Raw genomic sequence first — 12874 nt, forward strand, 5'->3', positions numbered from 1 at the left:
CTTGGAAAGGGCTTTTTTAAAATATATTTGTTCAATTAAGCTTCGAAAGGCTCAATAGAAACATAAGATTTATCATCTTTCTTTTTTGTAAACTTTACAAGACCATCAACCTTGGCATGTAATGTATGATCTTTTCCTGCATAAACATTGTCACCTGGACGATGTGCAGTACCTCTTTGTCTTACGATAATATTCCCCGCAACAGCAGCCTGTCCTCCAAATATCTTCACACCTAAGCGTTTAGATTCTGACTCTCTACCGTTCTTGGAACTACCAACTCCTTTTTTATGTGCCATTTTATTTCGTTTTTAGTAGTTAAACTTAGCTTAATGCAGCAATTAGTTCTGCTTTTTTCATTGAAGAATATCCTTCAACTCCTTTTTCTTTAGCCATCTCTCTAAGTTCTACAACTGTGTTCTGGCTAAGGTCTTCTGATTTTTTATCAGTTTTGGTTTCGTTTTTCGGGGCTTCTTTTTTTACTTCTTCTTTTTTAGGCTCAGCCTTTTTAGTTGAAGTAGCTTTTTTACCACCTTTAAGATCTATTCCTTCAATAAGAATCTCGGTTAAAGCCTGACGGTGACCGTTCTTAACTCGGTAGCCCTTACGTCTCTTCTTCTTGAAAACAATAACTTTATCACCTTTAAGATGACGATTGATTTTAGCTCCTACAAGAGCTCCATCTATAGCCGGGGCGCCAAGGGTTATATCATCACCATCTGCAGTAAGTAATACTTTATCGAAAGAAACACTGTCTCCTTCTTCTCCTGCTAAACGATTAACGTAAACCTTCTGGTCTTTTGCAACTTTAAATTGCTGCCCTGCTATCTCTACAATTGCGTACATAGCGTATAATTAATTATTTAAATACTTAAAATATTAACTCACGTTTTCACGCAAGCGGGTGCAAATATAATCCTAATTAATTAATTGACAAAGGTTTTTTATCTTTTCAAGACCCGCCTAAAGTGTATGTTTTTTAGCCTCTTTGGTATTCCAGGAATCTTTAAATAGTTGCATATAAGCAAGAGCCAGGACAATACTGGTAGAAGCCCCCATTAAAGCTATAGTAAACAACACTATTCCAATATTCGTATTATAAAAAGTAGCCCACATGTTTATAAGCTGATCCAAAAAATCCGGATTGAACTCAGTAGCATAAAGGCCAAAGAATATAACGAAGATCACAGTGGCATTAATTCCCGTTAGGAAGATCAATGAAAATCCTTTCTGATATTTAAATTTATTCCCTTTATCCTTTCTATATGCTTTTAAAGCCAACCATAGACCCGCAGCCATAATAAATCCATTTAAAATACTGTATACGGGATTTACATGTAGCCCAAAGATTGATAATATTAAAAAATAAGCTGCCAGGCATGCTGCTATGATCACACCATATAAAATAGGAATTTTAAGATTTGTCATGGATCGATAATTTTTTAGGTTTAAATTTCTAAAAAATGTAGCGTTTTTTGCCTTAATAGCATGTTAATTTTAACACATTGCGCATGGAACTAATTAAAGTCACAAATTATTGTAACTTTTTATCCTTAACTGTTACCAACTAAATACAATTAAAAAAACTAATTGAAAATGATTAACAAACTAAAACTTGTGGCCTGCTTTTTCTTTATAGGAATAGTAGGTTTCGCTCAGGAAGTTGAATTTACTGAGTATGATTTAGACAACGGGTTGCATGTTATCTTACATCAGGATAATTCAGCACCGGTGGTCACCACTTCGGTTATGTACCACGTAGGTGGAAAAGACAGAGAAGATGGCAGAACTGGAATGGCTCACTTCTTCGAACATCTTCTTTTTGAAGGAACCGAAAATATTCCTAACGGAAAATGGTTTGAAATCGTAAGTTCACATGGTGGAAGTAATAATGCTAACACAAGCCAGGATAGAACTTACTATTATGAGGTTTTCCCTTCAAACAACCTGGAATTAGGCCTGTGGATGGAATCTGAGAGGATGATGCATCCAATTATCGGGCAAAAAGGAGTAGACACTCAAAATGAAGTGGTAAAAGAAGAAAGAAGACTGCGTTACGACAACTCTCCTTATGGAAACCTTCTGCAAGCGATGCAGGAGAACATGTTTGAAAAGCATCCATACAAAAATCCTAATGTAGGTTACATGGAAGATCTTGATGCTGCAACTTTAGACGAATTCAAAGCCTATTTTGACAAGTACTATGTTCCAAACAACGCTGTCCTAGTAGTTGCCGGCGATATTGAAATAGATGAAACCAAGAAAATGATCAAAGATTATTTCGGCCCTATTGAAAGAGGTGAAGAGATCACGAGAGATTTTCCAAAGGAAGATCCAATCACAGAGCAAATCAATGCCAAAGCATATGATTCTAACATCCAGATCCCTGCTTCAGTAATTGGATACAGAACTCCTGCTTTTACTGAAAAGGATTCTTATGTTCTAAATATGATCTCAGATTATCTTAGTGACGGGAACAGCTCAAAACTTTATAAGAAACTGGTAGATGAGCAGAAGCAAGCCTTACAGATTGGTGCTTTTAATCTTGAACAGGAGGATTACGGTATGTACCTTATCTTTTCTATTCCTTTAGGAGATACTTCTCTGGAAACACTGAATACCGAAATTGAAGAGGAAATTGCGAAGCTTAGAAATGAAATGATTTCAGAAAAGGACTTTCAGAAACTTCAGAATAAAGCTGAAAACAATTTCGTAAACTCAAACTCAAGTGTTGCCGGGATTGCCAATTCACTAGCTAGAAATTATATGCTTTACGGAGATACAGATCTTATCAACGACCAGATTGAAATTTATCGCAATATCACTCGTGAAGATATACAGAGAGTGGCTAAAGAATATCTGAAGCCAAACCAGAGAGTAGTTCTAGAATATTTACCTGCTAGCGAACAGGCAGAAGAATAAATCAAAAAAATTGAATAAAATGAGAAATAATATATTAACTCTGGCAGCATTTTTACTATTGTCTGCAGGAGTTTCAGCTCAAATAGATCGTAGTACGATGCCCGAACCGGGACCTGCTCCGAAAGTAAATGTAGACGAACCTGAAACTTTTGACCTTGATAACGGACTGCAGGTAATGATCGTTGAAAACAATAAATTACCAAGAGTAGCCATCTCTTTAAGATTTGACAATCCTCCACATACAGAAGGCGCAAAAGCTGGTGTTTCCGGATTAACCGGAGATCTTTTGGGAACAGGAACGACCACTATGTCTAAGGATGAATTCAACGAAAAAGTTGATTTCCTTGGAGCAAGACTAAATTTCTACGCTAGTGGAGCAAACGCCAATACATTATCAAAATACTTTCCTGAAGTGTTGAAATTAATGGCAGATGGGATCGTAAATCCAAAGTTCACTCAGGAAGAATTTGATAAGTCTAAAGCCAGAACGATTGATGGTTTAAAGAGCAGTGAAAAAGATGTTTCTTACAACGCGAGAAGAGTACGCTCTGCATTAGCTTACGGAAAAGATCACCCTTATGGTGAATTCTCTACTGAAGAAACAGTAAATGCTATTACCCTTGCAGATGTAAAGTCTTATTACAGCAAATGGTTTTCACCTAAAAGTGCTTATCTGGTAATTGTTGGTGATGTAGATGAAGATGAAGTAAAAGATCTTGTGAAAAAGAACTTTTCAAACTGGAAAGGAAATGCTGTACCTGAAGCAAACTTACCCGCTGTATCTAATGTAGAAAAAACTGAAATTGACTTTGTAAACATGCCTAACGCTGTTCAAAGTGAGATCGCTTTAGTAAACACTATAGACCTAAAGAAAAAGGATGATGATTACTTCCCTGTTCTTGTAGCAAACAAGATCTTAGGTGGTGGTGGAGAAGCAAGACTTTTTCTAAATCTTCGTGAAGATAAAGGTTACACTTACGGCGCCTATTCTTCAGCTGGAAACGATAAATACGCCTCTACATTCGTAGCAAGTGCAAGTGTAAGAAATGAAGTAACCGATAGTTCTGTGGTAGCATTTCTTGATGAAGTTTATAAAATCAGAAATGAAAAAGTAACCGATAGCGAATTGGCTAATGCCAAAGCTAAGCTTACAGGAGATTTCGTACTTTCTCTAGAACAGCCTTCTACCATTGCTAATTTCGCCATGGAAATAGAAACTGAAGATCTTGACGATGATTTCTATGAAGAATATCTTGAAAAGATAGATGAAGTTACCAAAGAAGATGTGCAAAGGGTTGCCAAAAAGTATTTCATGGCAGATAATTCCAGGATCGTAATTGCTGGTAAAGGTTCAGATGTTTTGGAGAACCTTGAAAAGATGACCTATAACGGAAAAACCATTCCTATCAATTACTACAATAGATTCGGTGAAAAGACAGAAAAGCCGGAAGCTAAGAAAGTAGACGCTTCTGTAACTGCTGAAAAAGTTTTTGCTGATTATATTAAAGCTATCGGCGGAAAAGATGCGGTAAACGATGTAGAATCTGTAGTAATGAAAGCTGATGCTGAAATTCAGGGTATGCAATTGCAACTTGAAATGAAAAGAACCACAAATGGTAAAATGAACCAGTCTATTTCTATGGGTGGAAATGTTATGAACAAGCAGGTTTTTAACGGTGAAGCTGGATTTGTCATGGCTCAGGGACAAAAGATGCCTTACAATGAAGAGCAGATTGCGGCCGCTAAAGCAGACGCTAATCCTTTTCCTGAATTAACTGTTGGTGAGGCCAAAGTTACCGGGATGGAAAAAGTAGATGGTAAAGATACTTATGTGGTAGAAATGGATGGAAATAATAAGAATTTCTATTCTGTAGATACCGGCCTAAAAGTACAGTCGGTAAAAACAGTAAGCCAGGCAGGTCAAACTATGACAATCCCAACTGGCTATAGTGATTATCAGGAAGTAGAAGGAGTGAAATTCCCTTTTGTAATCTTTCAAAGCATGGGACCTCAGTCATATGAGTTTAAAGTTTCTGAAATCCTTATTAATGAAGGTGTTTCTGAAGAAGACTTTAAAGTGGAGTAAATCCCAAAATTGTTAGATAATGAAGAAGCCTCCGATTTCGGGGGCTTTTTTTATACCGCCTGCTTACGATGCCTCGAAATTATATTTCTTGATTTATTCACTATAAATACACCTACTAAAATTACGAAGGCAGAAACAAGTTGCCAGAAACTAAAGATCTCTCCATCTAAAATACCCCAGGCTAATGCTACCACAGGAATAGTATAAGTTACAGAGGTGGTAAAAACCGGATCTGTTATTTGCACCAGTTTATTGAAAATGATCATGGCCACACCCGTACCTATAATCCCAAGCACTGCTACAAATAATATTGATAATTTAATCTCACCCGTATATCCTGGAACGTTAAAGAATCCGGTAAAGTATAAAAGAATGAGTGCTGGTATTAGCAAGACCGTAAAATTTCCCGCGGCTATCCCTAGAGGAGAGATATCACTCATTCTGGTTTTAAGTATATTTACATTCATGGCGTAACAACCTGCCGCAATAATTACCAGTAACGAATAAAGGTAATTCTGATCTGGATTGATTGAAGCTCCGCTAAAAATAAGCCCGGCGGTACCCAACAGACCTATAACCACACCTAAAATCTTATTCTGTGTAAATGCTGCTTTAAAGAATAAAACTCCAAAAATTAGGGTTAACAACGGTGTAGTGGCATTAAGAATTGAAGCGATTGCACTGTCTATTTCTGTTTCAGCAAAAGCAAAAAGATATACGGGAAAGAAAGACCCCAGGAAACCTGAAATAACGATCCACTTCCATTGTCTTTTTGTTAATCGGCTGATACTTTTAAATCCTACCAAAATTAAAAAAAGGGCTGCAAAGATAATCCTAAAAGAACCTACCTGAAGGGCCGTAAGACCAATTAATGCTTTCTTAATAAGAATAAAAGAACTTCCCCAAACAATAGAAAGTATAATGAGATAGATCCATTTAAGATTTTTCAAAACCTAATTTTTAGACCGCGAAGATATATTTTAGGATCGGTTTCAGAATAAAAAAATCCATTCCAATTTAATGGAATGGATTTTATCTTTTAAACAAAAGTTTATTTTATTGATTTTCAGTTAAAGGAATGGGAAATTGATCAAACACATCATCACCGGGTCTATCGATTGGCAATTCATCTAAAATACCAAAACGTCTTGCATCAATCCAACGATGGCCTTCTCCGTATAATTCATACCTTCTTTGCATTAAAAGCTCATCAATCAAATCTGACTCGCTTGTATCTCCAGAATAATCGTCAAGTGAAGCGCTATTTCTAATAACATTCAAAGCGTTAACCGCTTCATCATCGCTACCTGCAAAAATATTAGCTTCAGCATACAACAAAACCAATTCTGCGTTTCTAATAATAGGAATCGCATCGGTTCTGGTTTGATATAAAAAGAAATCGTAATTACCTGTTAAGCCGTCAAAGGTAATTGACTCGTCTCTTAAACTGGTTTTCTCCTCAATTCTTGTATCGCCTGCTTCTGCATCATCAATAAAATCTGGCTGGACAATTCGTGCTCCAGCAGAGGAAGCATTTTGAGGAAAGAATAAAGGATTTGGAATATCGGTTTGATCTTCAGAAAATACATAATAAATTCCTTCATCTAAATCACCGTTCAAATCCAGGAAAGAATCTTCCAAAAAGTTTAATACTGCCGAATAATCCCCCTGGTAGGCTGCTACCCTAGCCGAAATTGCGTTATTAACCTCTAAAAAAGCAGATGGTGTATTGAATGACTGAAAACCTGCGGTCATAGAAAAAGGAAAGGAATCCCCACCTGCTGCCAGATCTGCGGCTCCTTCTTCCAGTAAACTTCTTATCCCCTGAAGGGCTTCCGTTTTAGACACAAAAGCTCCTAAATTTGCAGGATCTTCAACATTTAGCCGAATTCCATTTTCATTGGTTAAATTAAGGTTCAGAAGCAATTCGTAAGCTTTCAAAGTTTTTAGGAAACCTCTGGTACTGCTAAGTTCACCATCACTGAAATCTGCGGTAGTATTATTTAAACCTTCAAGAATAATATTAATATTCTTTACAGATCTATACCGCGCCGCCCAGGGAGTGGTTATATAAAAGGTGTTGTTATCCAGGATAGCATTATCCCTTCCTAATAAATCAGCTGTTAATCGAGGATCAGAACTTGAAAATCGATAGTATTCACGACCTATCACTCCAACATCATCGTAATAGGTGCCGAGACCTACACGCATACTATAAAATACACCTCCAATAAGGTCCTGTAAATCTCCTCTGGATAGATCTGCTACCAGGGAAGATACTTCCGGGCCGTTTAAATCGGAAAATTCTTCAACATCACAAGATGTGGCGAATGTTCCAAAGGCCAATAAGATTAAAAATCTATTTATAATTTTCATACTCTTTTTTTTAAAAATTAAAGGCTACATTAAACATATAACGTTTGGAAGACGGGAAAGGTGTTACCTCTACAGCATTAAATAAACTGTTTCCTCCAAAATTTGACACTTCAGGATCATAACTATTATAGTCGAATATATTTATCAGGTTGGTTCCTGAAAATCCAACTTTAATACTATCAAAAGTGCCGTTTAAAATATTATCTGTAAAACTGGTTGGGACGTTATAATACAACCCAACTTCTCTCAATCTCAAATAACCGGCATCTTCTACGAACACAGCTGCTGAAGATCCTAACTGACTAACCCTGTACGGTCCATTCCCCAGAACACCTTCCGGATCCAGGTCTATCTCGTCATAATCGTGACTAGTTGCACTAAGGTCTGTTAACAAAGCTGTAAGGTTGATATTATCCCCTCCTTTTTTCCATTGCCATAAGAAATTAAAATCGAAGTTCTTAAACTGAATTTGATTATTGAAAGCCATCTGAAAATCCGGTTCTGAATCACCAAATTTCTGCAAACCATTAGCTCCGCCATCCGGGCCAATTCCAACAATTTGCGTCGCGCTTTGACCTTCTTCAATTCTAAAAGTACCCAAAGTTGCACCAAAAGCTCCCACATTAAAAGCAGGTACATCTAAACGGGTAACTTCTGAACTGTTCTTGAAAAAGTTCACACCAAAATTCCAGTTAAAGTCTTCGCTTCTCGCAATAATAGTATTTAAACTAATCTCAACACCTTTATTCTGTAATTCACCCGCATTCACAAATTGAGTGGTAAATCCAGAAGATGGTTCTGTAGAAGCCTGAAGAATAAGATCATCAATCGTTTTTACATAGTATGTAAAAGACCCATTAATTCTGTCTCTAAAGAGACTAAAGTCAAAACCAGTTTCAAATTCTTTCTGTCTTTCAGATTGAAGATTAGGATTTCCTCGTACACCCCGTAAGCTAATACCCTTAAGGCCCACCCCATTTGCACCTACATTGGTAAAACTATTGTAGGAAGTAAATAAGGCTCCAATAGGAGGGAAATTACCTGCCTCACCGTATGCTGCCCTAAGCTTGAATTGACCGAGCGGAGATGATTCATTCCAAAAGTCAAATTCATTTAAACTAACTGCAAGAGAAGCTTTTGGGTAGTAAAATAACTCATTTGCATCTCCATTATTAGAGGATTTATCTCCTCTTACACCAATAGTAGCAATAATTTTGTCCTGATAATTTACTTCTTCCTGGACAAAGAATCCTGCATCCTGTTGTTTTAACCTGTTTTGATCTACCCCTGTATTTGTGGCCTGATCTACATTAGATTCTGAAGCAACTAGATCTGTAGCTGTTATTAAATAGCTGTTCCTGTCAAAATACTCTCTGGTAAGACCAGCCTGTGTACGAAAGTTTATATCACTATCAGTGAAATAATTATGTACTAAGAAAGCAGAAAGGTTATAGTTTCGATTTAAAGTAGATCCCTGCACCGACACTCCATTTTGACCTCCATTTTCTGGCTTCTGGAACTGCAGATCTTTAGGAAAAAAAGCAAAAGTATTAAAGTTATAGAAATCAACCCCACCCCGTAAAATAAGCTCAAGATTAGATTTATCTGCTTTATATAGATCTATGTTTGCAGTTCCTCCCATTATAAGCCGGTTGGTTTTTTCATTATTCACCACCAGCTCCCTGGTTTGTAAAATATTAGAAGCACCTAAACGGTTATCTGGAAAATTACCGTTCTCATCAGGAAAAAGCTGAAGCCATGGAACCGTACTGGTAAGTGCGACACCTAAAGTGGTTCCTGTATTATCATTATTGAAATAACCTCTATCTGAAGAGGAATGAATATAATTACTACTTAGAGCTAATTTTATAAAATCATTTGCTCGATGGTCCAGGTTCAATCGCAGCGATATTTTTTCATATCCTGTATTTTGAACAATCCCTTCTTCCGAAGTATGTGTAGCTCCAGCAAAAAATTTAGTTTTTTCACCACCTCCACTTGAACTAAAATTTGTAATAGAAATTAAACCGTTTTCACCAAAAAGTTCTTCTTCATAATCAATTAGTCTTCCCGCATCACGAGCAGCAATAAAATCATCAACCTCTTCTTCCCCAAAAGATTCCCTTACCCGCTCTTCAGTATAATTTCTGGTTCCCAATAAATTAATAACCTGCGTCCATCCTATCGATTGAGAAAATTTATAGGTTGTTTCGCCGGCTTTTCCTCGTTTGGTAGTAATAATTACTACCCCGGCAGCGGCACGACTTCCATAAATAGCTGCGGCAGAGGCACCTTTAAGAATTTCGATATTGGCAATATCTTCCGGGTTTAAATCTGCAATCCTGTTAGAGGGATTATCCTGGTTGGATGCACTACCTCCTGCTGCCGCTGCGGAAACAGCATTTAGACCTGCTGGAATAGAGGAATTATCAATATAAATTCCATCTACAATATATAATGGCTGTGTATTCCCCTGCAAAGAAGTAGCACCTCTCAGTTTCACAGATATCCCTCCCCCGGGAGCACCGGAATTGGCATTTACAATTGCTCCAGGAAATTTTCCGTATAAGGCATTATCTAAAGTTGGAGGAGGTGTAGTACCCACCAGGTCTTCTGCAGTTACAGAAGCTACAGCGTTAGCAGAATTGGCTCGTTTAACAGAGGTAGCTAAACCGGTGATCACCACTTCATCTAATGAAGCAGCAGATTCTACAAATCTTACTGTAAGTGGTGAATTCTCTGTAACCCGAATTTCCTGAGTTTCAAAACCCAAATAAGAAAAAACCAGGGTTACTGGGAGTGAATTTACCGTAATACTAAAACTACCATCAAAATCACTGGTAGTACCATTAGTTGTTCCTTTCTCAACTACATTTACGAATGGCACGACCTCACCGGTCGCTTCATTAATCGTTTTTCCTTCCAGAACTTCCTGTGAGAGAAGTAAAGAAGGACAGAGTAGAAAGAAAATTACTTTGAAATAACTCAAAGAAAATTGCCTCATAATTGTTATATTTTTAGTTATATTAACAATAATAAGGAATTTTATTAAAGATTTGATAAGAAAAAAAAGGGATTAGTATATTTTATTTAACTATTTTACCCATTGCAGACTTTCCATTAAATGCTTTATATCATTTTTAAGATATTCAGCTGCAGGAACAATAGAATCGAAATTTGGCAGACTATTAAAATAGACCGATCCGGTAAGAAAATGATCTGTACTATCAGTTAGGTAAAATTGAGCCTGGGAAGCTGCGTCTCCGTCTACCTCATAGAATATGCCATACGTATCATTAAAACTATTGGTATATACATCTCCCTGAATGGCATCAGCCTTTATGGTATGCTGTAGCGGTAATTTTTGAGCATCGGTTAAAAGGGAATCGAGATTATCTCTTATTGGCTGGTAAGTAATAAATATGGCAGCATTCATAGCTTTATAATCAAGATTTATCCAGCAGGGGATTCGGTTTCTGGAAGGAGAAATTTCAGCTAAGGAGTTTATCTCAAAAGAATAAGGGCAGCCAATATCTACTCTCTGATATTCAGCTTCCGGATATTCGAGAGCCAGAAAGGCTTTAGGCTTAGGTTGGGAATTATCATCTTTGCAGGAAATGCATAAGAAAAGAACCCCAATAACTGCCAAAATCAGTTTTTTCATACAGGCGCAATACTCAGTTTTATTTGTTTGATACGCTTATCATCTATTACTTCAATCTTAAAAGAATAATTTAGAAAGACAATCTCATCATTCTTTTTTGGAAAGCCTCCTGAAATTTCCAAAAGAAACCCAGCTAAAGTATCAGCTTCTCCTTTTTGATCCTCAAAAACACTTGGATCTTCAATCCTGGCAATCTTATAAAAATCTTTTAAAGGTGTTTTACCTTCAAAAATAAAATTGTTTTCATCCAGTTTTGAATAAATAAGATCTTCATCATCAAACTCATCGCTAATATCCCCTACAATTTCTTCTATGATATCTTCCAGGGAAATAAGTCCGCTGGTACCTCCATATTCATCTACAACAATGGCCAGATGGTTTTTCTTATTCTTGAAATCATTTAGGAGATCATCCAGTTTTTTATTTTCAGGTACAAAATAAGGTTCCCGAAGCAAGCTCGTCCACTCAAAATTCTTTTTATTGAGATATGGTAACAGATCTTTTATATACAGAATGCCTGTAACATTATCTACATTCTCTTTATAAACCGGAATCCGGGAATACCCATTTTCAATTATTTCAGGAATAATATCTTCATAATTGCTCTCCTCATTCAGGGCGAAAATGTCCATTCGTGGTCTCATTACCTGTTTGGTATCTGTATTTCCGAAGCTCACAATTCCCTGAAGTATTTTTTGTTCTTCCCGGGTTGTATCTTCTTCACTGGTTAATTCCAGCGCCTGGGAAAGATGGTCTATACTTATAAAAGACCGTTGTTTCCCAAACTTCTCATGAAAATAAAGTGTAATTGCCCTCATAGGAGTACTCAAAGGAGAGAAAAAACTATCCAGAAAATTAATAGGATAGGCCATAAAATTCGAAAATTGAACCTTATTTCTGCTGGCATATACTTTTGGCAATATTTCTCCGAATAAGAGAATTAAAAAAGTTACCAGGCCTACTTCAAAGAAGAAACGCAGATCTACCCCGTAAATTTCGGTATTGATCCCTGCAAATAAATCATCTGCCAGACTATCAAATAATAAAACGATGGCAATGTTGATAAAATTATTGGCCACCAGGATAGTAGCCAGTAGTTTTTTGGGCTTTTCGAGAAGGTTGATAACGATATTTTGAGTTTTGGACCTCTTCCCGTCTTCAGTAATGAAATTAGCCGGAGTTAGAGAAAAGAATGCTACTTCTGCACCAGAAATTAGGGCAGAACATAACAATAGCACGAATAAAAATATCAAGCTGAAAAGATGGGTAATTCCCATTGTGGCCCAAAACAAAAGCAAACTGGGAGGTTCCGAATCCAAAGGCTAAAATTTTAATTAAACTTAGAATGGCAAATCATCTTCCTCTTCTTCCTGAGGATAAGACTCATTCTTATTTGCAAAGTTATCGTTTTTAGGCTTAGCAGATGCACTCTGTGAATTCTGAGAATTACCTGAAGGCTCAGCTCCAGATTCGTTCTTAGGAGTTAAGAAGGTGAATTCGGTACAATGAATTTCTGTAGAATACCGCTCATTGCCTGTATCATCCTGCCATTTACGGGTTTTAATACGTCCTTCAATATAAACTTTATCTCCTTTTTTGAGGTATTTCTCACAAACTTCGGCAGCCTTGTTTCTAACCACTACATTATGCCACTCCGTATTAATTACTTTTTCACCGGTAGTTCGGTTTGTATAACTTTCATTTGTAGCCAGGGGAAACCTTCCCAGAGAATTTCCGCCTTCAAAATAATGCATCTTCACGTCATCTCCTGTATGTCCTATCAACATTACTTTGTTCAATGTACCCGTCATTACTTATCTATTTAGATA

At 36.9% G+C, this 12874-nt stretch carries 11 protein-coding genes; 2 read left to right on the forward strand and 9 right to left on the reverse strand.

The window, feature by feature from the left end:
- Positions 1 to 35 precede the first annotated feature (35 nt).
- The 3 genes from rpmA to Q1K34_RS04470 form a co-directional block, all read right to left on the reverse strand.
- Positions 36 to 296 carry a 50S ribosomal protein L27 gene (gene rpmA / locus Q1K34_RS04460; protein WP_026913974.1) on the reverse strand — a complete coding sequence of 87 codons (261 nt, stop codon included), beginning with the start codon at positions 294 to 296 and terminating at the stop codon, positions 36 to 38.
- Positions 297 to 321: 25 nt separating this feature from the next.
- Positions 322 to 843, reverse strand: coding sequence for a 50S ribosomal protein L21 (rplU, locus tag Q1K34_RS04465; RefSeq protein WP_300435064.1), 522 nt, complete (start codon positions 841 to 843; stop codon positions 322 to 324).
- A 117-nt stretch (positions 844 to 960) separates the two neighbouring features.
- The gene (locus Q1K34_RS04470) at positions 961 to 1425 is read right to left on the reverse strand and encodes a DUF4199 domain-containing protein (RefSeq protein WP_300435067.1); all 465 of its coding nucleotides are present in this window, start codon (positions 1423 to 1425) and stop codon (positions 961 to 963) included.
- 168 nt (positions 1426 to 1593) lie between these two features.
- Here Q1K34_RS04470 and Q1K34_RS04475 point away from each other — a divergent pair, with 168 nt between their 5' ends.
- Complete coding sequence (locus tag Q1K34_RS04475; RefSeq protein WP_300435070.1) at positions 1594 to 2919, forward strand: pitrilysin family protein; 1326 nt, start codon at positions 1594 to 1596, stop codon at positions 2917 to 2919.
- A gap of 19 nt (positions 2920 to 2938) precedes the next feature.
- Positions 2939 to 5005 (forward strand): pitrilysin family protein, encoded by a 2067-nt coding sequence (locus Q1K34_RS04480; RefSeq protein ID WP_300435073.1) that lies wholly within the window; start codon positions 2939 to 2941, stop codon positions 5003 to 5005.
- A gap of 50 nt (positions 5006 to 5055) precedes the next feature.
- On the opposite strand, the gene Q1K34_RS04485 is transcribed toward Q1K34_RS04480, so the two are convergent.
- The 6 genes from Q1K34_RS04485 to Q1K34_RS04510 all read right to left on the reverse strand — a co-directional run bounded on the left by Q1K34_RS04485 (position 5056) and on the right by Q1K34_RS04510 (position 12856).
- Positions 5056 to 5955 (reverse strand): DMT family transporter, encoded by a 900-nt coding sequence (locus tag Q1K34_RS04485; protein ID WP_300435076.1) that lies wholly within the window; start codon positions 5953 to 5955, stop codon positions 5056 to 5058.
- Positions 5956 to 6061: 106 nt separating this feature from the next.
- Positions 6062 to 7381, reverse strand: a complete 1320-nt coding sequence (locus tag Q1K34_RS04490; protein ID WP_300435079.1) for a RagB/SusD family nutrient uptake outer membrane protein — start codon at positions 7379 to 7381, stop codon at positions 6062 to 6064.
- A 10-nt stretch (positions 7382 to 7391) separates the two neighbouring features.
- The gene (locus Q1K34_RS04495; RefSeq protein ID WP_300435082.1) at positions 7392 to 10385 is read right to left on the reverse strand and encodes a SusC/RagA family TonB-linked outer membrane protein; all 2994 of its coding nucleotides are present in this window, start codon (positions 10383 to 10385) and stop codon (positions 7392 to 7394) included.
- 90 nt (positions 10386 to 10475) lie between these two features.
- Positions 10476 to 11045 carry a gliding motility lipoprotein GldD gene (gldD, locus tag Q1K34_RS04500; RefSeq protein ID WP_300435085.1) on the reverse strand — a complete coding sequence of 190 codons (570 nt, stop codon included), beginning with the start codon at positions 11043 to 11045 and terminating at the stop codon, positions 10476 to 10478.
- Complete coding sequence (locus Q1K34_RS04505) at positions 11042 to 12364, reverse strand: gliding motility-associated protein GldE (protein ID WP_300435088.1); 1323 nt, start codon at positions 12362 to 12364, stop codon at positions 11042 to 11044. Before Q1K34_RS04505 ends, gldD begins: the two co-directional genes overlap by 4 nt.
- 21 nt (positions 12365 to 12385) lie before the next feature.
- A complete protein-coding gene (locus tag Q1K34_RS04510) occupies positions 12386 to 12856 on the reverse strand; it encodes a single-stranded DNA-binding protein (RefSeq protein ID WP_300435090.1) in 471 nt (156 codons plus the stop codon).
- Positions 12857 to 12874: the final 18 nt, after the last annotated feature.

Origin of the sequence: Christiangramia sp. (genome assembly GCF_029937855.1) — a bacterium.
In the GTDB taxonomy this organism is placed as follows: domain Bacteria; phylum Bacteroidota; class Bacteroidia; order Flavobacteriales; family Flavobacteriaceae; genus Christiangramia.